22 protein-coding genes are annotated in these 18,999 nt (G+C 60.7%); 19 read left to right on the top strand and 3 right to left on the bottom strand.

All coding sequences use genetic code 11. The annotated features are described in order from the left end of the window. The first annotated feature begins 572 nt into the window (after positions 1–572). Positions 573–1,058, top strand: coding sequence for a hypothetical protein (locus tag ACPC54_RS36860; RefSeq protein WP_498971174.1), 486 nt, complete (start codon positions 573–575; stop codon positions 1,056–1,058). Positions 1,059–1,153: 95 nt separating this feature from the next. Here the strand turns inward: ACPC54_RS36860 and ACPC54_RS36865 are convergent, their stop codons facing one another. Beyond that, positions 1,154–1,999: a hypothetical protein gene (locus ACPC54_RS36865; protein ID WP_498971176.1), complete on the bottom strand. Its 846-nt coding sequence runs from the start codon at positions 1,997–1,999 to the stop codon at positions 1,154–1,156. 454 nt (positions 2,000–2,453) lie between these two features. On the opposite strand from ACPC54_RS36865, the gene ACPC54_RS36870 reads away from it, so the two are divergent. The 10 genes from ACPC54_RS36870 (at position 2,454) to ACPC54_RS36915 (ending at position 11,758) form a co-directional block, all read left to right on the top strand. Beyond that, positions 2,454–3,464 (top strand): single-stranded DNA-binding protein, encoded by a 1,011-nt coding sequence (locus ACPC54_RS36870; protein ID WP_498971178.1) that lies wholly within the window; start codon positions 2,454–2,456, stop codon positions 3,462–3,464. A 63-nt stretch (positions 3,465–3,527) separates the two neighbouring features. Further along, the gene (locus ACPC54_RS36875) at positions 3,528–3,890 is read left to right on the top strand and encodes a hypothetical protein (protein ID WP_498971180.1); all 363 of its coding nucleotides are present in this window, start codon (positions 3,528–3,530) and stop codon (positions 3,888–3,890) included. A 51-nt stretch (positions 3,891–3,941) separates the two neighbouring features. Then, positions 3,942–4,979 (top strand): hypothetical protein, encoded by a 1,038-nt coding sequence (locus ACPC54_RS36880; protein WP_498971182.1) that lies wholly within the window; start codon positions 3,942–3,944, stop codon positions 4,977–4,979. A gap of 55 nt (positions 4,980–5,034) precedes the next feature. Beyond that, positions 5,035–7,005: a type IV secretory system conjugative DNA transfer family protein gene (locus tag ACPC54_RS36885; RefSeq protein WP_498971184.1), complete on the top strand. Its 1,971-nt coding sequence runs from the start codon at positions 5,035–5,037 to the stop codon at positions 7,003–7,005. Positions 7,006–7,074: 69 nt separating this feature from the next. Beyond that, positions 7,075–8,085 (top strand): replication-relaxation family protein, encoded by a 1,011-nt coding sequence (locus tag ACPC54_RS36890; protein ID WP_498971186.1) that lies wholly within the window; start codon positions 7,075–7,077, stop codon positions 8,083–8,085. Continuing rightward, entirely contained in the window at positions 8,082–9,593 is a 1,512-nt protein-coding gene (locus ACPC54_RS36895) for a type IV secretory system conjugative DNA transfer family protein (RefSeq protein WP_498971188.1), read from the top strand. The genes ACPC54_RS36890 and ACPC54_RS36895 overlap by 4 nt, the downstream gene beginning before the upstream one ends. A 32-nt stretch (positions 9,594–9,625) precedes the next feature. Then, a complete protein-coding gene (locus ACPC54_RS36900; protein ID WP_498971190.1) occupies positions 9,626–9,847 on the top strand; it encodes a DUF433 domain-containing protein in 222 nt (73 codons plus the stop codon). Next, positions 9,840–10,205: a DUF5615 family PIN-like protein gene (locus ACPC54_RS36905; RefSeq protein ID WP_498971192.1), complete on the top strand. Its 366-nt coding sequence runs from the start codon at positions 9,840–9,842 to the stop codon at positions 10,203–10,205. The genes ACPC54_RS36900 and ACPC54_RS36905 overlap by 8 nt, the downstream gene beginning before the upstream one ends. After that, positions 10,202–10,795 (top strand): plasmid pRiA4b ORF-3 family protein, encoded by a 594-nt coding sequence (locus ACPC54_RS36910; RefSeq protein WP_498971194.1) that lies wholly within the window; start codon positions 10,202–10,204, stop codon positions 10,793–10,795. The genes ACPC54_RS36905 and ACPC54_RS36910 overlap by 4 nt, the downstream gene beginning before the upstream one ends. 237 nt (positions 10,796–11,032) lie before the next feature. Then, entirely contained in the window at positions 11,033–11,758 is a 726-nt protein-coding gene (locus tag ACPC54_RS36915; protein WP_498971196.1) for a pentapeptide repeat-containing protein, read from the top strand. Between the two features lie 210 nt (positions 11,759–11,968). Here ACPC54_RS36915 and ACPC54_RS36920 read toward each other — a convergent pair whose 3' ends face one another. Both ACPC54_RS36920 and ACPC54_RS36925 read right to left on the bottom strand, forming a co-directional pair. Then, positions 11,969–12,286, bottom strand: a complete 318-nt coding sequence (locus tag ACPC54_RS36920; RefSeq protein ID WP_498971198.1) for a hypothetical protein — start codon at positions 12,284–12,286, stop codon at positions 11,969–11,971. Between the two features lie 73 nt (positions 12,287–12,359). Beyond that, positions 12,360–12,659 carry a hypothetical protein gene (locus ACPC54_RS36925; protein ID WP_498971200.1) on the bottom strand — a complete coding sequence of 100 codons (300 nt, stop codon included), beginning with the start codon at positions 12,657–12,659 and terminating at the stop codon, positions 12,360–12,362. A gap of 443 nt (positions 12,660–13,102) precedes the next feature. Here ACPC54_RS36925 and ACPC54_RS36930 point away from each other — a divergent pair, with 443 nt between their 5' ends. The 8 genes from ACPC54_RS36930 (at position 13,103) to ACPC54_RS36965 (ending at position 18,471) form a co-directional block, all read left to right on the top strand. Further along, entirely contained in the window at positions 13,103–13,330 is a 228-nt protein-coding gene (locus tag ACPC54_RS36930; protein ID WP_498971202.1) for a hypothetical protein, read from the top strand. After that, a complete protein-coding gene (locus tag ACPC54_RS36935; RefSeq protein WP_498971204.1) occupies positions 13,305–13,826 on the top strand; it encodes a DUF6879 family protein in 522 nt (173 codons plus the stop codon). Before ACPC54_RS36930 ends, ACPC54_RS36935 begins: the two co-directional genes overlap by 26 nt. 8 nt (positions 13,827–13,834) lie before the next feature. Next, positions 13,835–14,689, top strand: a complete 855-nt coding sequence (locus tag ACPC54_RS36940) for a helix-turn-helix domain-containing protein (RefSeq protein ID WP_498971206.1) — start codon at positions 13,835–13,837, stop codon at positions 14,687–14,689. A gap of 97 nt (positions 14,690–14,786) precedes the next feature. Further along, positions 14,787–15,311, top strand: coding sequence for an ATP-binding protein (locus ACPC54_RS36945; protein ID WP_498971208.1), 525 nt, complete (start codon positions 14,787–14,789; stop codon positions 15,309–15,311). Between the two features lie 29 nt (positions 15,312–15,340). Continuing rightward, positions 15,341–16,759, top strand: a complete 1,419-nt coding sequence (locus tag ACPC54_RS36950) for an ASCH domain-containing protein (RefSeq protein ID WP_498971210.1) — start codon at positions 15,341–15,343, stop codon at positions 16,757–16,759. A 19-nt stretch (positions 16,760–16,778) separates the two neighbouring features. Further along, positions 16,779–17,174 carry an arsenate reductase/protein-tyrosine-phosphatase family protein gene (locus tag ACPC54_RS36955; RefSeq protein ID WP_498971212.1) on the top strand — a complete coding sequence of 132 codons (396 nt, stop codon included), beginning with the start codon at positions 16,779–16,781 and terminating at the stop codon, positions 17,172–17,174. A gap of 194 nt (positions 17,175–17,368) precedes the next feature. Next, complete coding sequence (locus tag ACPC54_RS36960; protein WP_498971214.1) at positions 17,369–18,121, top strand: ParA family protein; 753 nt, start codon at positions 17,369–17,371, stop codon at positions 18,119–18,121. Further along, the gene (locus ACPC54_RS36965; protein WP_498971216.1) at positions 18,118–18,471 is read left to right on the top strand and encodes a hypothetical protein; all 354 of its coding nucleotides are present in this window, start codon (positions 18,118–18,120) and stop codon (positions 18,469–18,471) included. The genes ACPC54_RS36960 and ACPC54_RS36965 overlap by 4 nt, the downstream gene beginning before the upstream one ends. The last annotated feature ends 528 nt before the right edge of the window (positions 18,472–18,999 follow it).

Consider the following 18,999-nt stretch of genomic DNA (forward strand, 5'->3'; position numbering starts at 1 on the left):
GGAAGGAGGCGCTGAACCAGTTCTCACTCTTCTTCGAGGACCGGCTCAGCATCCGATAACCACAAGGCACTTACACGAGATCGCTTACACGCCCAACGAAAAAGGCCGCTCCCACCATCCGGTGGAAACGGCCTCTGACCTGCGAAGAGCAAGTCGGGACGACAGGATTTGAACCTGCGACCCCTTGACCCCCAGCGGCCGAAATCAAGGGGCGTGGCATCCGTACCATCCACCCAGTCCACAAACGCCCAGGTCAGCGAGGTGTGCTCCGGAGCATCTCGGAGGGTCTGTGACACGGATGTGACACGGTTCCGTGTCACGGGCACTGCATGCGGCCCCATATATAGGGGACAGACCTTCCTCTACGGCATGCCCGTGAGGTCACCACGAGCCCCAGGGCGAACGGTGTCCAGCCGATGCATCTTCTTCCAGTAAGGCGCGAAGCGCCCGCTTAGTGGATCTTCGCGCCCCCACAGGGGGCTTCGGGGTGAAGGGCAGGGGAGCCACCGCTTGACACCCGGCCCCGCGGCGTCTGGGCTGGAAGAGAGTCCTCGTCGTTGGGAGGTCGGGCCATGCGACAGGCAAAGATCGAAGCTTACTTCGAACGAGCACATCAGCTTGAGGAGGAGGGCCACGTTGCCAAAGCAGAGGGGTACTACCGCAAGGCAGCCGAAGCCGGGTACCTGCCGGCTGTCCTGAACCTTGCCGAGATCCTTGATGACCAGGACCGGGATGACGAAGCCGAGCACTGGTACACGGTGGCGGCACGCGCGGGTGATTCTGGGGCCATCATCAATCTGGGCAGTCTGCTCAGCATCCGGGGCGAGGAGGATGATGCCCGCAAGCTCTGGGAAGTCGTCGCCAACTCGACGGACCTACTCGCAGGTATGGCGTGCCGCTGCCTTGGGCGGTCCTACAAGGAGGAGGGCCACCTCGGGGATGCCCAGCACTGGCTTGCCAGGGGTGCTGCCGCCGGGTCCGAGGATGCACGTCGTGAGCTCGATGCCCTCAACGCGGCCGATCTACAACAGCTGCGCCGCCGCGGCACCGACCTGTGACCGGAGCGGGTCAGTCACCTTCCGGCGGTGAGGCGCGGGCCCAGGCAAGGGGTCGAGTCTTGGGCAGCGCCCGCGCCACGAGGTAAGCGTAGCCCTTAACCCGCGGATGTTTCACGACAGAGCAAGATGCCCGTGCTTAGCCACTCGGCAAGGACAGATAGCACAAGACCATGGTGTTCTACTGTTAGCGGCGCCGCTGGCTCACGCGTATCGATGGCGATTATCCCAAAGATTCGCGCTCCCGCCGCCACTGGATGCATGACCATTTTAGCAAAGTCAAGAGACGTGTCACCTGACTGCAACACATGACATCCGCCGCTTTCCAGGCTTCGCATCACAGTGCTACCAAAGCTCGAATTCCCCTTGATTGGCTTTGGTGAGGGTGTCCGCCCATAAGAGACCTCATCACATCTCAGCAATGCGTGCTTTCCAGCATTCGAGTACTCGTAGAACGATGTGCGATAGTGGTCTTTTCCTGCGAGCGAGTGGGCGGTTGTCGCAATCCTGTGCTTTAGGCCGTTTTCATATCCGGATCGCTGCTCGGGGCTCAGGCCACCAAGAAAGTGAAGATGATTGCACAGCGGAATGAAGGAGTCTTCAAGCATGGAACGAAGTAGCAAGAGGGCGCGCTCTTCAATTTGCGACTCAAGCTCTCTATTGCGATCTTCAGACACTCGCTCGGATTGCCGATGGCGTTCTGCTTCCGATCGCACTTCGCGCACAGGCAGCCAAATTGCAATACCGCCGAATAGCGCGGCCGCAGCTTTCATGCCACCTCGAATAGCCGTCGATACATCCTCGGCTGCGAAGTAATCGAGGCATGCCGCAGCAACAAAGAGGAAGGCGGCGACTGCCGTGAACCGCTCCCAAGGGTCCTTGAGTTTCTTCAAACCAGGAATTTTCACCCAGATTCGATCAACCCAATCCCAAAACTTGCGCATAAGAAACGATCCTACAGGGGATGCCTAAAAATTACTAGGCGCCATGTGGGTGATTGCAAAGGGCATTGACACCTAGGTTGACCATTTGATATTTTGACAGAGGAAGCACTTTGGAACATATGACAGAACGAGAGGATCGACCATTATTTAGGAAACCTGACTGGCTAAGCGAGGAGGAGTATCAGAAATACCGCTCAATAGCCAAAGACCCCGAAGCTTTTTTCGAGCAGCACCGAGCGGGGCTCTTAAATGCCCTATTGGCAATTCACGTGCCTCGCAAAGGGGAATCCGAAGGACCATCGGAGCAAAAGAACTCCCCGAAGCCTGCCGAACCGGCGCCTTTGCCTCGGAGAGTGACGCTCTTCCAGCGACTGTTCCGCAGGCCAAATTCCCATTAACGTTGTAACCTGTCTTACAGCTTTTGCCGCCCCTGCACCGTATAATCCGTCCTCATATGGCAGAACGGGAACCACAAACATTTGACCAGGCAGCAATCGCCAAGACCTTAGGGGCAGAGTCCCTGCCTGTTGCCGACCCGGCGTTTGGCAAGGGCTGGCACTTCCAGGTCAACGACGAGGAGACGCCCCTCAGTCTGGAGACCTTTCCTGATGCTGGCGTTACCCGCATCGCCACCAAGACCGCCCGTGTTGAGCTGTTCGATGCCTCAACCCCGGTCGTTGAGGAGGAGGGGATCGTCTACCTTCGCTCCCGTTCAGCACACGACCGCACCTCAGTGACCTTGCACCCCAACGGCATCGTGACGCTCGGTCTCATGGTTGAAGAGACGCCGCTCCCCTTTGATCCCCAGGAACCCGAAGAGGCCATCCGCTACTACGCCGCAGAGGTTGACCGCGAGGACACCACGCCTCCAGGCCCGCCCAGCGTCACCACCGCCGAGGACGCTGTGATGGCGCCGGCCGCGCAGAAGCCCGCCCGGACCCAGTTCGCCACACCACCAGAGAAGAAGCCGGCGCGCCCGGTCGATCAGCCATCGGTGCAGGCAGTCGAGATGCTTGCCCATCCACGTGGTGGGGAAGCTCCGGTGCTCACGACACCTCGTGCTGAGGAAGACCCCCTGGCAACAGCCCGCCGAGTCCGGCAGGCCGACCAGGCCCCGCAGGTCGATACCGCGGCTCCGCAGGCGGACAACGAGGAAGAGCCAGAGCGCGTCAAGGTCACCGGCCGGTTGGGGAGAAACCCCACCATCCGTGAGACTGCCGGCGGCAAGCTTGTTGCGAAGTTCCCGCTGGCCCTGCACAACGACGATGGCACCACGACCTGGCGGGATGTCCTCGCCTTCGGCGACCGTGCAGCAGCCCTGAAGAAGCGGGTGGAGGCCGGCGAGCTGGTGAAGGGGAAGGAGGTCGACGTTGTGGGCTACCTCCACGAGCGCGAGTACCAGGGCCGGGACGGCACAGCAAAGACGGCGCAGGAGATCTACTCAGTTGCGATAACCAAGCGCTGAGCCGTCGTTCCAAAAACATTTCACTCATGTGACGCCCGATCTTCTGCGCACCGTATAACCCATATGCGCGAACATGAACCCGACGACCAATTGATCCCTGAAAACCACCACGAACGCAGCCAGGCGGAGTATCGGCAGATGTTCGACGTCCTCGCCGCAGACATCTCACTGCATACTGCCGAGCACCGCAGGCGAAACGAGGATGGCACCACCACCAAGGTCACGTCCTACCAGTGCTACGCCACCGAGGAGAGTATCAAGCGGAGTGCTGCCCTGCGCGTCCTCGGCTTCCTCGCTGGCCTCAACGAGGCGATCCCGCCCTTCATCGCGGGCTTCCGCTCTCAGGACGACTTTCCTTCCTATGCCTTCGTCCACCTGACCTATGCGGAGACCTTGCCCCCGCCAGCCTCAGGAAACGGCCGATAGGGATTTTCCCTCTTGACGGAGAACCCGCCAATCTGACATACACAGTGGTATATGCCAGAAGGGGGAGAAGGTAACGAACTTGCCAGAGTAGACGCAGGACAAGCCGAACGTCTGTCGATTGATCGACAGCAGCAACGTCGGGACTATCAACTGAGGCTCACCGCACATACGGCGGAGATATCGCTTGAGGCCCTCGCGACTGAGCCACTTGTGCAAGGCTTCGTCACGGTACTCCATGACACTGAAGACCTACAGTGGAACTTTAGTAATGGCGCACGTGGACGCTGGGATCGCATTGAGGAGGTCCAACAGCACCCCTTGGGGAATCGCTACAATTTTTGCAGGGCGCTCACAGAGGCCAGTCTTGGCATGCTTGGTGAGGGAATAAAGCTCGGTATGCTCGCCCACAAGGATCTTCGCCCCTATGATCTATCCTACTTGGAGGACTACGGATATGAGCTCCGACCAACAAGTGAGCTTTGGGCGAATGAAGAACGCTGGGGTAAACCCCCACTTCCGCCCCAGGAAGGCCCGTGGCGCGATTCCCAAACATCAGATCAGCTCCTCCTACCTCCAGATGGCAGCATGATGAGTAATATTCGCTGGTGGAATTACCGCGTTGATCCCGATGAGCTGCCCACCACTATTACGTGGTCTGCGCCAGAGGTACTCCCGGAGGACCGCGAGCAGGGGTACGCCCGCTGCGAGGAAGAAGCCCAGCGGCTCGGTATCCCAGCAGAAGATCTCCAAGACAGGGAAGTCCTCAACTTTCTCTATCAGCTCAGCACCGCTCGGCGCCTGTTGGCCGAGGAGGAGAGGACGTTGCGAGTTGAGAATGACCTGCCGGGAATGACGCCCTCAGCCATTGAGCGAGTGCGTGCCGCAAGTCACCTGACTCGCGCCATGATCATGGTCATGGAGGATGGGTTTCACGGGCAGGCGATCGATGAAGAAAAGCTTGCTGCGGAAATCGCTGCTGCGTACAAAGGCTACGACCACGAAGTCGTCCCTTTTTCTCTTGACCCCAACGCGATGATTCGCCCACAGCAGCCCGAGCTCGGGTACGACGAAGACCCGTCCACCTCCTAGCAGGACGCCGCATCCGCCGGCTGTGCCTACCCTGGAGAAGGGAGGTGTGTGCCTGATGCGCCAACCTGACGATGACGACCCATCGGAGGAGCCCGTCCCTGACTGGGATACCTCCGCGGCTGATCATGAGTGGTGGCTTGATCAGCGCGAGGAAAGCATGATCGCCCAGGCCGAGTACTACGAGCAGGAAGCGAAGCTGGACGAGCGCGCCACCCGGGCAGCCTCCGCATCAGTCACCTTTGGCCGGGACAAGCTGACGGGCGAGCCCGTAACGGTGACCGCCGATGATCTGTGCTCTGGCACATACGTGGTTGGTGTCCAGGGAACCGGCAAGTCCTCGCTGTTGCTCAACCTCGCACTCCAGCGCCTTGAGATCGGCGACAGCCTGATCGTTCTGGACCCACACGACCAACTTATCGACGACATCATCGCCCGGATGCCGTCAGCTCACCTTGATGACACCTGTCTCCTTGACTTGCGCGACGCGCACGACTTCCCCTTTAGCCTCAACATCTTTCGCTGCTTGCAGCCGGAGAATGACAAGCAGCGCAGCACAACCGTAAACCGCGTGAGGAGAGTCTTCGAGCGACTCTGGCCGGAGATTACTCAGGGGGTGCATGTCGAGAATGCGCTCCTCCATGTGGCCCAAACACTCGCGTGCAATCCGGAGTGCACAATTGCTGATGTACCGGATTGGCTCATCACACAACCACCCGAGAAGGTACTTCGCAATATCCGCCATCCTCGCACGTTTTCGTACTGGACCAAGGAACTCCCCTCATTGCCTTCACGGGAGCGGACCAACAGGATCCAGCCCTTTCTCGTTCGTCTCGATGAGTTGCTCTCAGATCCAACCTTGGAGCGTCTCCTATGTGTTCCACGCCTACATCTAGAGCTGCCTCCGCTCATTGAGCAGCGCAAGAGCCTCTTCATAAAGCTTCCCGTTGCGGATATTACGCATGGCCGAGCGGCTAAACTTACTGGAGTTGTCCTTACCGACCTGCTTCATGAGCTCATCTTCGCTGCTACGCCTGACGATCCCAGAGACGCATTCACCCTGATCGTTGATGAGTTCCACAACTTTGCGACTAGCGATTTTGTGGAGCTCTTCGTCGAGGGCCGCAAGTACGGCGCCAAGTTGATTCTGGCCCATCAGTACATGGCTCAACTTGATAAGGAGGAACTGAAGCGCGAAGGCATCACTACGGCTGCCAACCTCATAGCCTTTCGAACGACCCCAGCCGACGCAGCCGAGCTGGCTGTCACGTTCGCTGGCCTTCAGCAGCAGTTGCAGAGACGCCCACCCAGCCGGAAGGCTGCCGAGTTTCTCGAAGGCCACTCTGACGAGGCCGTGCACCGATTCGGACACCGCCGGGTTCGTCCACTGCTCGACCTAAGCCGAAAACAAGAGGATCTTGGGTGGGATACGTACATTGACCGAAGGGCGAGACCAGCTGTTGCGTACCTAAACGAGCTTCTCTATGACGCGATGCTCCACGGGCGAGCACCTACACAGAAGGTGTCTCAATTCATCGAAGCCTTTCTCAGTCTTGAACGCTTCGAACCGTGGACAGACCGCGATGCGAGGGCTCGGATCCTGGGACGCCGCCATATCGAATTGAGCAATGAGCTAGCCTCCGTGCTTGCCGCACTTATCGCGGACCCAATTCTGCAGCCGCTGTCCGTTGCCTCGGATCGTAAGGTCTCCACGGTACTGTCCGCGCTTCCCAAGCGGGAAACCTTTATGAGGGCCAGCGCGCACGTCTTCGAGATGGAGACCCTCCCAACCAAAGAGCCAGTCTCTCCCTACGACTCAGCTTTTCGCCAACAACTACTCATCGATCGGACCCGCAAGGAGCTTTGCTACAACTGGCAAGAGCTCGTCGAGCCAGCGGCAAAGTCCTCGGCTTCTCCTAACGAACAAGATCCAGGGCCACAGAAGCAGGCTGAGGAGCCAACTGGACAACGGCTACAGCGTCAGCCGCCGCGGATCGGTCGCCGCTCTCCTCCCAAACCCAGGGAGTAGCCCGTTCTCTTACACGACACATACCGCTTGTCTGTACGAAATCTCACGCCGGTCTGGCAAAGTCGGAAGATGGAGTACCCGATCATCCAGCCACATGGTTCTTCCCGGCTCTCCGCGATCCGCCTCACCGAGGTGGACGAGGCGATCCTTCGTGCGGTGAACCGGTTCCAGTACATGACCGCGGCACAGGTCGGGCGACTCCTGTATCCCCGCTCGCACGATGAGAACCGCTACGCGCAGCGCCGTCTCCGCCGGCTCGCCGAGGCAGGCTACCTCCTTCGCCTCCGTGAGCTACCAACGCCACGCTTCGGGTCAGCACCGCACGTCTTCACCCTGGCCGATAAGGGCCGCAAGCACCTCACCACCCGTGGCCTCGCCTTGGGCAGCAGCTACTACCGCCCGTCCGAGGAGCAGCAGAAGGCTTGGGACAACCCGTTCATGGAGCACACCCTTGCGGCCGTCGATGTCCTCGTGGCCGCTGAGCTCCTGTCGCAGCAGTGTCCGGCCGTCTCGATTCCTCGGCTTCTCACCGAGCGCCAGCTCAAGCGGGAAGCGGTACGGGTGCAACCCGCCGGCTATCCCGATGCACGCCGCGTGGCAGTGATCCCGGATGCCTGGTTCGAGCTCCTCGTCGGCGACGAGTCCATCTACGTCGCCCTGGAGTTGGACCGCGGCACGGAGGAGCAGAAGTACTGGCGCCGCAAGGTCGCCGCCCTCACTGCGTGGGCCATGGGTCCGTACCGAGGACGCTTCGACGCGGACAACCTCACCATTGCGACGGTGGTACCCACCGAGGCCAGGCGTGAGCAGCTCTCGTCCTGGACTGCCCGGGAGCTTGAGGCGATCGGCCATGCGGACCTCGCGGAGATCTTTCTCTTCACCGAGGCCTCGCCGGTCGAGACCGACCCGTTCGAGCTGTTCTTCGGTCTCCGTTGGTTCCAGGCCGGCGCCGCGTACGCCGACAGCTTTCTCGACGCTCCCCCTCCTGCCGGGCCGGACGGTGCGCCGCGGCTGGTCGTCCCACCGATCGGGTCAGCCGCCCTGGTCGAGGAGAAGGAGGCGGACCACGACACCGAATGATCCGCCGCCGGCGTGCGCCACGGATTCCTCTTGGCACCTACCGCCAGTGGCGCGTGCTCCCCCGAACCCTCTCACTCCGAGCCGACGAAGCCCACGTCCACACCCACGTCCTCGGCAAGACCGGCTCAGGCAAGAGCTACTTCCTAGCCTCCCTGTTCCTTGCGCTCCACGAAGCCGGCATGCCCGCCACCCTGGTTGACCCGCACGGTGACCTTGCCCGCCTGGTCCTCACGCACCTGGTGGCGAACGGGTCCTTGGCGACAACCGAGCAACGCCGAGCCTTGGTGTACCTGGACATCCCCAGAGCTGCGACCGAGGGCCGGTACCTGCCCTTCAACTTCCTCGCCCAGCCCTATGACGATCACGCCATGGCCGAGCATGTGGCGGAAGCGGCCCGCCGTGCGTGGCCCGAACTCGCCCACGGTGCACCGACGTTCGAGAACATCCTCAAGCACTCGGTGATCGCTCTGCGCCAGGCCGGCCTTCCCTTGACCAAGCTGTCAGACCTCCTGGTCGACCCGGTTCTTCGGACGACGGTGCTCGCTCGGGTCAGCGACCCCCAGGTGATCCGCTTCTTTCGTCTGCGCATGGACCAGTGGGGACGCGAGGCACCCCTGATGAAGGAGTCGACCCTCAACCGGGCAGACCTGCTCACGCTCTCACCAGCCCTGCGCTACGCGCTGGGACACGCAGACAACGCCCTGGACTTCCGCCGGATCATCGACTCAGGGACCAGCGTCATCATCAACCTGGCGTTCCCGTCCCCCGACGTCCGCCGGCTCTTTGGCTGTCTCATCACCGTGGGCATGGAGGCCGCTGCCCTGAGCCGGGCCAGCGTGGGTGCGACCACACCTCGGCGACCACACCACCTGATCCTGGACGAGTTCTCCCAGTTCATGGCCCAGTCCGAAGAGGCTCTGACGCGCATGCTCTCGGAGACCAGGAAGTACCAGCTGTTCTGCGTCATGGCGCACCAGAACTGGAGCCAGGCCTCAGACCGCCTCAAGGGTGCGCTGCAAAACGTGGGACTGGAGGTCATCCTCAAGGCCGGCAGACCGGACGCCGAATACTCCGCCCGCATGTTCGGCACTGTGAACCCCGATGCCGTCAAGCACCTGGTGGCCGACGACCAGGCTGAGGAGCGGACGCATCCGACGTACTACCCGCTCCAGGAGCAGTGGGAGCGCCAGGTCCAGTGGGTCCAGCAACTCCACACCGGCGAGGCCTACATTCGTCTGCCCAATGATCGTGTGCAGAAGGTACGAACCCCTACCCTTCCCCACCTTGCCGTAGAGCCCTCGCTTGTCGCCTCGGTTGAGCAGGACTACCTCCGCCGCTTCTTCCGGTCGGCACCAGACCAACCCCGTGCAGGCCGGCGAGCACCACAACCCGCCCGACCACCGATCTCCCGCCGACACCGCCGTCGACAGGTCCGCGAGTTCGTCGAACCCAAGACCGTATTTCCCCTTCCCGTGTCGAGACCTCGCGGAAAGCGATTTGGGTATTGATTTCGAAGGGTGGTATTTGCTATAAGAAAGATATGAAATACATAACCACAGATCCACAGATATTAGATGGGACACCGATTGTTAAAGGGACTCGCGTGCCGGTTGACGTCCTGCTCTATCGCCTTGAGGACGGCTACTCCCTGGATGAGATCTACACCATGTACTCGTGGGTGGACCGGGAAACACTCAAGGGGGCTATCGAGGAGGCGCATTCCGCAGGGCTTGGTTCCCTGAATTCAATACTCCATGGTTAAGAGATTTCATAAGCACAAGCTCCTTCTTGACGAGCAGATGCCGACTCGTTCATCGTTTCCCCGAGTCAACGAACACTTCGACGTCAAGCACGTGGCCGAGGATCTCCACAAAGACAGCTCCTCAGACGACCATGTCTACGACCTCGCCGTCACCCTCGGGAGAATCATCCTTACCCGTAATACCAAACACTTCATCAAGCTTGCTGGCACTAAGGCAGACGCGGGAGTGATAGGCATCCCACCCCACTGGCAGCCAAAGCAGATCGACTCCCAGCTCACTGCGCTCCTTATGAAGCACACCCCCTCTCACTTTTCCGGCCGCTACACACCTTTGAGCGAGAAGGAGACCTCAGCATGAAGCCATCAGCCTCCACGATCCATCAACTCAAGGTCAGTATTCGCGGCTCACAGCCGCTTATCTGGCGCCGCCTGGAAGTACGGTCGGACATCACCCTCCAGGCGTTACATGACAGCATCCAGGCAGCGTTCGACTGGAAGAACAGTCACCTATGGGAGTTCACTACGCCCGCCGGAGGCAAGTATGCCGGCGCGGACGCGCAAGACCCTGAATTTGACGAAGGAGTCCTCAGTGCTGAGCAGACCCGGCTTTCTCAGGTAGCCCCGAATAGCGGTGACCGGCTCCAATACACGTATGACCCCGGCGACGACTGGGAACACACTATTGTCGTTGAAGCCATCACGGCCTCCGAGCCGGATGTAGCGTATCCCCGCTGCCTCGCTGGTCAAGGGGCATGTCCTCCTGAGGATTGCGGTGGCATCGAGGAGTACCACCATCTCATCGAGGTTCTCGCTGACCCCACACATCCGGAACATGAAAGCGACCTTCGGTGGCTCGGGCTCAAATCTGCTGTCCGGTTCGACCCTTCAGCCTTTGAACCCGATGAGGTCAACACCGCATTGGCAACCCTGGACCGCCGCACCGCCTGATCTCATTTCCCTTCCCTCCCTTACAGGAAGACATCTGCGGGTGGCCCTCTCGGGTCAAGGGGCCGGAGGCGGCTTGCGTAGCCCTTGACGCGCAGGGCAGCCGCGGCATCCTCTCAACAAAGGGAGGAAGAGAGAACGTGCAGATACGTTTCTTCTCCTTGCATGTCCCTGCTCTGTTCGGGTTGAATAATGAAGAGCCTACCAACACCACACCTTCCCGGGTGATATTAACTTGGCATGGAACACGGCCTTAATTGGTGGGAACCCCCGCTCGTTGCACTTCTTTTCCTTGCGGGACTAGGTTTTACTTGGCAATCATATCTCCTATCCAGAAAGGAGATTCGAAGTCGGAGCGATAAAGCCAAGGGCTCGCTATTTTCATCCCTGGGCACTGGCCTCCTGACGGGCGCAACCGTATCCATTATTCTCCTGATTCTTCAGCAGTCCATCCAAGATGCGCAGGCGGAGACTTCATGGCGAGACACCTTGGCCTCCGCCCCCAAGCTTATTGGGTTTGACCCGGCAAATCATCCACTGAAGGGAATCACGCTCAGCGGGAAAGATCTTACCGGTGCCCAGTTTGGCGGTAAGGATCTTACAGATGTGCATCTGAGCGGCGTCGTGCTCAAGGGCTCATATTTCAATAATGCCAAGCTTTCAGACGTCAATCTACAGGTCGCAGACCTTTCTACTGCAGATTTTAAAGACGCCGAACTTTCTGGCGTTGATCTGCGCGGAGCAAATCTGAGTCATGCGCTTATCGAGAATCCCAAAAAGGGCAAGTTTCATCAAGTCAAGGCGAACGCGTACACGTGCTGGCCCGAGGGATTCCTTACTAATCCTCAAACGGCAGATTTGGCCCAGGAGATTATTCCGACGGATGTAGTCAACCCTGACGGCTCGCGATTGGATAAATCAAAGGGCGCAATGTATCCGCTTTGCAAGCAGCCCCCGCCCGGCTAGCCCTGTAGTGCTCTTATTGGTGCCCGTCTCATGTCGCAGAATAAAAATTCTTCGACCGAGTTTCGAGGCTACGGTGCGACACGCGGAAGCCGATTAGCCCTATAGCGCCATTTGGGGAGGGCTCTGCGAGGCTAAAGGCCGTCGAGGACCGTCACCGCATTAAGCTCCCTTGATGGCGTCTTATAGCCCTGACTTGGTGCAATCCCATGGCTAGTTGACGTGCTGCCAGATGATGTCGCCGGCTAGCTTCAGCTCGAATGTGATCCCCTGATGCTCTGGCCACCACTTGCGCATTTTTTCCATCGCATTTTGAATGACCTTCATCTCTTCTGCATGCTTCTGGTAGCGGCTGAAGAGTGCCTGGTCGAGCGTCTTACCCTGAAGCTGCGCCTCAGCCCGCAGCTTTTCCAGGACTTCCCGAGGGAAGCTGTAAGGAAGTAGCTGCTCTGAGTTACTGAGCGGATTTCGGCCGGGAATGCTTACGATTTGAATTTCACACGGGATAAGAACCCTAATTGTTTTGCCCATGAATGCTTGCATTATAGCAAAAGGAGGCCGCCAGCAATAGGGCTGGCGACCTCCTTGGCCACTCTCCACAGTGTTAGAAATTCCCCTTTTCTACCCATATTAGAAGGTCACCCAGGGTCTTTGCTGCCTCGTGCCTCCTGCGGTAGTTCTCAGCCATGTTGTCGCGTGCTACCTCCGCAGCGTTGTCGACCTGGACGGTCTCAGCACGCGTCTCGATGGGTTCTGCCGGGTAGACGTTGTCCGCCGGCTCGTCCGGTTCCACTTCGACCGGCCGCTCCCAGCAGTTGTAGCTGGACGAGTAACGGCCGGAGCCGAAGACTGACGGATCACCGCCGCTGGATCCACCGCCATAGGCGCCTGGTGTGACTGGCATGGCCTTCCCCTTTCCCTCTGCCCGAGGGTTCTCCTCCGAGCTGGTTGGGTCGTGGACTGTCGAGTGTGACCCGGGTCACGCCGGACGCCAAGCGATTCCATCACCGATTTTCTGATGGGATAGCAGATAAGGATTGGCTTGCCTTGGAAGACCATTGAGAGTGGCCTGGAAGCTTTACCCACCTCGATCGGCTGGGACCCCCGAAGCGAAGAGGCCTCATCAGGGCTTCAAGGGGCAGGCGGCAGCTGCCCCGATGTGCCGACGAGCGTACGGCCTCCCCGCTCCCCAACCGCTCCAGGACACCGGCCAAACCTTCCCGGGGATCAGCCTGCCGGCCTGCGCCACCTTCCTCGCGCAAACTTCCGCAAACTCATAGTGGTCGGGCCACTGCATGCTGCAAGATCGGACACACTGATCGTCCACCCCATGCAGGAGGGCCCATCATGGCGTTGCACATGCTTGGCAAGGACCCCAACAGCCCCGACGGTGACTCCCCGACCCTGTACTACGACGACGAGACGGACAACTACCTGATCCAGGGCTGGAAGGTCCCGGACCAGGAGCGCCGCTCGCAGCTCAACCTGCCGGGGCACGAGGACGTCGTCGAGTTCCCCAAGCGGATGATGCAGTTCTTCCCGGAGGTGAATGGTGGGCCAGACGCCCACGCTTAAGGAACTCCTCGCCCAGTGCCAGGAGTCAGCGCTGCATCTTGAGATGCGCGACGGGTACATGCGGGACGACCCCATGTTCATCGCATGGCAGGCCGGCCACCGTGACGACCCCGCGGACCGCGCGTCGTGGTGGCGCCCGTGGCTGGAGCTGATCCGCCAGACCGTTGACCGCGGAGTCGCTGTCCGCCGGGCCCGGATCGTCTCCGAGCCGGTGAGCGACTACATCCGCTTCGAGCACGACATCACCTTCACCAACGTCGCGGCCGGTGAGGAGGTCCGGTGGCTTCCTCGTCGGCTCGCCACCGACCTGGCGTTGCCCGGCAACGACTTTTGGCTCCTGGACGGCAAGACCCTGCTCGTCATCCACTTCTCAGGAGACGGTGATGTCACGGACCGGGAAGTCATCGACGACCCGGCGGTAACCTCCCTCTGCGCCACGGCGTTTGAGGCCGTTTGGGAGCGTGCCACGCCCCACGACCAGTACAAGCTGAACTGATCTGGCTCGTGGCACCCACCTCCCCTTCATCCAGCGTCGAGAAGGCCAAGCAGTCTCTGGGCCAGCGCCTGCGTGAGATCCGTAAGGATGCCGGACTGACCGGCCGGGCGCTGGCTCACCTTGCCGGCTGGCACGAATCCAAGTGCTCGCGCCTTGAACACGGCACCGCAACACCGACTGATGCGGATCTTCGAGCCTGGGCGACCCACTGTGGTGTGCCGGACCAGGCCGAGGACCTGATCGCTGTTGCCCGGGGCATCGAGGGAATGTACGTCGAATGGCGTCGCCTCGAACGCTCCGGGCTCAAGCGCGTCCAAGAGTCGGTGCTTCCCCTGTGGGAGCGCACGGAGCGCTTCCGGATCTACTCCTCCTGGCTCATCCCCGGGCCCTTGCAGACCGCCGACTACATCCGTGCACTTCTTGAGTCCGCTCGTGCCAGGCGCAACCTGCTCGATGATGTCGAGGAAGCCGTCCAGGTACGCCTGGAGAAGCAGACCGTGCTCCAAGAGGGCAACCACCGCTTCGCCGTCCTCCTTGAGGAGAGCACGCTTCGCTACCGCCTAGGAAGTGTGCCCACCATGGTGGGCCAGCTCGGGCACCTCCTCTGGGCCGGCGCCCTGCCCTCGGTGAGCCTGGGAATCATTCCCCAGGATGCTGACCGCTCCCAACTGCGGCCTGTCGAAGGCTTCTTCATCTTCGACGACGTGCAAGCAAGCGTCGAGCTGGTCTCAGCGCATCTGACCATTACGCAGCCCCATGAGATCCGCATGTACGAGCAGACGTTTGCCCTGCTTGCACAACAAGCGGTCTACGGCGCCCCGGCACGTCTCCTCATCACCCAGGCCATCAACGCCTTGGAGTGAACCTCCCGCAAGTATCTGCAAGCTCGTGGAGCCCGGAGGTTGCCCACTCCTACGGTCAAGGCTCGTTGCTTAATCGCACACACGGGCAGGGGGCGGCATGCACCGCAGCACGGCGCAACAGGAGCAAGCGCACCTTCTCACCGTGGCCGGACCGGACCCTCTTGCCTACGCCCGACGCCGTGCCATCCTGCTTGCTCGCCGAACGAGCGGCTATCGCGCGCTTGGCGCTGTAGTACTCCCCTACCGTCCCGAGGCCGCCGGTGTGGCCCGCCGGCTTATCCGCCAGAAGCTCACCGCGTGGGAACTGCCCGAGCTGGTGGACCCCGCGACGCTCATCATCAGCGAGCTCGTCGGCAACGCCGTGAAGACCGGCTGCCAGGCCTTCATGGTTGTCCGAGTCCACCGCTTGCAAACGTCCGTCCGCCTCGCCGTTCGCGACGGGTCACGAATCCTCCCGGTCCTGCTTGCCGCAGGAGAGGACGACGAGTGCCACAGGGGCCTGGCCTTGGTCCACATGCTCACCGCGGGCCGCTGGGGCGTTACCCCCGATTCCTTCGGCAAGACCGTGTATGCCGATCTTGCGTACCGACCCGATTCATCCACCCAGGGGAGGATCAGTTGAGTACACCACCGCTCATCTCGCCAAACACCGTGCTCGCCAACGCAGTTCACGAAACCATCGACGTGCTCAGGCCCCGCTTGTGGGCCTCCGACGTCGAGCAGATTCGCTTCAGCGTGGGTACCCAGGTCAACGGTCGTCCCCACCTTGGCACCCACCTCGTCCAGAGCCTCGCCTTCCTCCTCGCCGAACAGGCCGGCAACGCGTTCGGCATCGAGACGTCGGTCGACTTCTGCGCCCTGGACAACTCCCCGGGCCACACCCTCAAGGCTGCGGGCCGTACGTACCAGCAGACGTACTACCACCAGCTCGGGCAGGACCAGATCAACGCGCTGGTCGCCGAGCACTACACCCCGCTGTTCAATGCCCTAACTCGGCGCACCGGGGTGCCCTACACCCTCACCACCTACACCCAGCAGCAGGACAGCCCGGAGTTTCGGGCCGAGTTCCTGCGCACCCTGGAGCACCTGGACGAAATCCGCTACTGGCTCTCGCCCGCGACGGGCACCGCGCACATCCGGCTCCCCTGTCCGGACTGCGGCTTCGCGGAGAAGTACGCCGGCACCACCCGACTGCTCGACCTGGACGACTCGGGAGCGCTGTTTGAGGCGTTCTGCCACGAGCACGGCAGGTACGAAGCCGACCTGACGCCCCTGGGCGGAGGCTACATCGACCTGGCAACGCTGTACCGCAACGTCGTCAAGGAACGCACCTACCGCGCAAGCGAGCGCACCCTTCACGTCATGGTCAAGGGTGGCGACTGGGCCTTCGGCTGCACCCTCGTGGACGGCGCCCACGCTGCGATCGGTCTGCCGGATTCGGCACCGGTCCGCATCTTCACGCCCCAGGTGCTCGGCAGCGACGGCGGGAAGCTCTCCAAGTCCCTGCTTCGCGAGACGGCCACGGCCGACACCGCCGAGACCCCCTCCGGATGGCTCCTTGATCCGCTGTCCTGGCCCGGAACCCACTCGGACTACGTGGACGCGCTCACTGGCCTCGGCGAGGTCCTGCTCTCAGACCCCAGGCACTTCTACCGCTCGTACACCACAACCGCATTGGAAACGCTCATGACCACCCGCCAGCCTGCCCGGCGCCAGTCCAGGCCGCAGGGACGTCCCCGGCCCCTGCGCATCTTCAAGCAGTACTTCGACATGATCGCCCGCGGCGAGAAGACCGTCGAGGTGCGTGTCCAGTACGACTCCCTCAAGCGTGTCCGGGTCGGCGATCTGCTCCTCTTCACCTGCCGGCAGGAGGAGTGCCTCACCCGGGTTACCCGGATCGGCACGTACCGCAGCTTCCGGGAGATGTTCGGCACCGAGGACCCGGTGGCTGTGAACCCGCACGCCACGGAAGAGGAACAGCTTCGGGCGATTCACTCGATCTTCCCGCCCGAGAAGGAATCCCTGGGCGTCATCACCTTCGAGATCGAGCTGGTGAAGGCCGATGAGTAGCAGGCAACGGCGGGTCCTGGTGATCTGCAAGGGCAACCACTGCCGCTCCCCCATCGCTGCGCTCATCATCGCTGAGCGCTCCGGCGGAACGCTTGCCGTCCGTTCGGCCGGCACCCGCGACTGGCACGTCGGCAAGCCCGCGCATCCCCGCATGATCGAGGCCGCTGCAGCCTTCGGCTACGACCTCACTGCCCACCGAGGCGTTCTGTTGGACGAGGACGGGCTCTCCTGGGCCGATGACCTGGTGGCCGTGGACGAGGAGACAGCCCACGCCGTGGAGACCCTCGTCGGACCGGCCCGGCCGGTCCGCATCCTTGGCACCGGCATCACCGATCCCTGGGGCAAAGAGCCCGAGGCCTTCGCCCACGCCATCATTCAGATCCAGGAGGCCACGGCCCTCTTCTCCGCCGGCTGAGAACCACACCAAGCACCACCGAGACCCCGTCCGGGCACCCCACTCCCGGGCGGGGCTTTGCGTATGAAATAAAAGCCCACCAGACTTTATTGTCATATTGACATAATGGTGCGGAATTCGCTATTCTGTCATTAGATCAAAGAAATGCCACCGAAGCGAACCTGTCCAGGGCCTTGGTGGGTTTAACTTAATTTATGGTTATTGCAATTGCCTCACAGAAAGGAGGCGTCGGAAAAACATCATCAGCCATCTCACTTGCCGCAGGGCTTGCCTATAAGGGTAAGCGTGTTCTCCTCATCGACATTGACTCCCAGGCCAACAGCAGCAAGGTTCTGCTGCCTGACTATCCCAAGATCGAAAAGCACCAGACGGTCATCGCGACAATCCTTGATCGCAGCCCCCTGCCGGTGCACCAAACAAACGTCGAGAACCTGACGATCGTCCCCTCGCACATCCTCCTGTCGACCACCGACGTTGAACTGACGACCGCGATTGACCATCGCGAGGAACGCCTCAAACGCGAGCTCGATGCCCTCAAGGCCAGCTACGACTACGTTTTCATCGATTGCCCACCGACGCTTTCTTGGTTAACCATCAACGCGTTCACCGCGGCGGATAAGGCACTAGTCGTGGTAGCCCCTGGATACTTTGAGCTTGACTCAATCGTTCAGATCAGTAAGACCATCAAGGAGGTGCGCGAGCTCTTCAATCCTTCCTTGGAGCTTGCAGGGTTCCTGTTCACCATGAGCGATCCCACCGTCAACAGCAAGACGTCCCTTCAGATTTTGCGCCAGACCTATACCAGCTCGGTACTTAATACGGTTATTCCTCGCAACACCGATTTGCGCGATGCTCACTTTCAGAAGCGCGACGTCTTTTCGTTTAGCCCTAAGTCGCCGGCGGCGTTTGCTTACACGAAACTGATCGCCGAGTTGTTTAACCTATGACCAAGAAGCTTGATACCAGCACGATCACTAATGAACTTGAAGGCTCGGTCTTCTTTTCTCGTAGGCCCGAACCAAACACGAGGCCTGCAATGCCTCCATCGGAACAAGCACACAGCCACCCGGCCGATAGGCCCGGCCCCCAGGCCGAGGCCCGGCCCCCTATCGAACACAGGGCAATCAGGCAGCGCCACAAGTTCGATATTTATGAAGATCAGTACGACGCTTTAAGGCAGATTGCCGAAGAACAACGTGGTCCTAACGGGCAACCCGGCAGCATGAGTGCCATGGTACGCGAAGCCCTCGATGTGTACCTGCGCGACCGCAAGGCTTCCTCGCAAACTCGAATTTAATTCGATTCGACCTAATCCCTTTCCCCTCTTCCCTTACAGGAAGACTTCTGCGGGTGGCCCTCTCGGGTCAAGGGCCGGGTACGGGCATGCGAAGCCCTTGACGCGCAGGGCAGCCGCGATATCTTGTTCGAGAAGGGGAGAAGGAAAGAACTCTATAACCGGCCCGGCCCATAGGCCCCCGGCCCGGACCAGGCCGGGACTAGGCCCGTACCGGGCCCGGACCCGGTCTGGTGGAAGTCCTCATTATTTGTTTCACTCATAACTGGAGCTCCAGCGGTAGTGAGATTTCACAGCTGGATTACTGACGCACGTTGGCTATAAGGCACTCGGTTCACTCCCGAGAGAGCATGAGACACTGATCCCGTTTTAAACAACACGCCAACACTTTATTTTCGTTGCTTGGCAACGGGGAGAAAAGCGGCCAGGGCTACCAATGATCGTAACCCCCGGGGGTTCTAGGGGGAGGGGTCGTTGTGTCTTTGGACTATCAAACCGGCTCAATCCGCAAACTAGTGGATCGATCTATGA

Source organism: Kitasatospora sp. NPDC094028, from assembly GCF_049543595.1.
Classification (GTDB): Bacteria; Actinomycetota; Actinomycetes; order Streptomycetales; family Streptomycetaceae; genus Kitasatospora.

Bases quoted from the DNA above. Each gene is read 5' to 3' on its own strand.
- ACPC54_RS36930 (WP_498971202.1), top strand. From the start codon at position 13,103: ATGGCGTTGCACATGCTTGGCAAGGACCCCAACAGCCCCGACGGTGAC.
- ACPC54_RS36915 (WP_498971196.1), top strand. From the start codon at position 11,033: ATGGAACACGGCCTTAATTGGTGGGAACCCCCGCTCGTTGCACTTCTT.
- ACPC54_RS36905 (WP_498971192.1), top strand. From the start codon at position 9,840: ATGGTTAAGAGATTTCATAAGCACAAGCTCCTTCTTGACGAGCAGATG.
- ACPC54_RS36890 (WP_498971186.1), top strand. From the start codon at position 7,075: ATGGAGTACCCGATCATCCAGCCACATGGTTCTTCCCGGCTCTCCGCG.
- ACPC54_RS36870 (WP_498971178.1), top strand. From the start codon at position 2,454: ATGGCAGAACGGGAACCACAAACATTTGACCAGGCAGCAATCGCCAAG.
- ACPC54_RS36900 (WP_498971190.1), top strand. From the start codon at position 9,626: ATGAAATACATAACCACAGATCCACAGATATTAGATGGGACACCGATT.
- ACPC54_RS36925 (WP_498971200.1), bottom strand. From the start codon at position 12,659: ATGCCAGTCACACCAGGCGCCTATGGCGGTGGATCCAGCGGCGGTGAT.
- ACPC54_RS36945 (WP_498971208.1), top strand. From the start codon at position 14,787: ATGCACCGCAGCACGGCGCAACAGGAGCAAGCGCACCTTCTCACCGTG.
- ACPC54_RS36895 (WP_498971188.1), top strand. From the start codon at position 8,082: ATGATCCGCCGCCGGCGTGCGCCACGGATTCCTCTTGGCACCTACCGC.
- ACPC54_RS36885 (WP_498971184.1), top strand. From the start codon at position 5,035: ATGCGCCAACCTGACGATGACGACCCATCGGAGGAGCCCGTCCCTGAC.
- ACPC54_RS36920 (WP_498971198.1), bottom strand. From the start codon at position 12,286: ATGGGCAAAACAATTAGGGTTCTTATCCCGTGTGAAATTCAAATCGTA.
- ACPC54_RS36935 (WP_498971204.1), top strand. From the start codon at position 13,305: ATGGTGGGCCAGACGCCCACGCTTAAGGAACTCCTCGCCCAGTGCCAG.
- ACPC54_RS36880 (WP_498971182.1), top strand. From the start codon at position 3,942: ATGCCAGAAGGGGGAGAAGGTAACGAACTTGCCAGAGTAGACGCAGGA.
- ACPC54_RS36960 (WP_498971214.1), top strand. From the start codon at position 17,369: ATGGTTATTGCAATTGCCTCACAGAAAGGAGGCGTCGGAAAAACATCA.
- ACPC54_RS36865 (WP_498971176.1), bottom strand. From the start codon at position 1,999: ATGCGCAAGTTTTGGGATTGGGTTGATCGAATCTGGGTGAAAATTCCT.
- ACPC54_RS36910 (WP_498971194.1), top strand. From the start codon at position 10,202: ATGAAGCCATCAGCCTCCACGATCCATCAACTCAAGGTCAGTATTCGC.
- ACPC54_RS36860 (WP_498971174.1), top strand. From the start codon at position 573: ATGCGACAGGCAAAGATCGAAGCTTACTTCGAACGAGCACATCAGCTT.
- ACPC54_RS36965 (WP_498971216.1), top strand. From the start codon at position 18,118: ATGACCAAGAAGCTTGATACCAGCACGATCACTAATGAACTTGAAGGC.
- ACPC54_RS36875 (WP_498971180.1), top strand. From the start codon at position 3,528: ATGCGCGAACATGAACCCGACGACCAATTGATCCCTGAAAACCACCAC.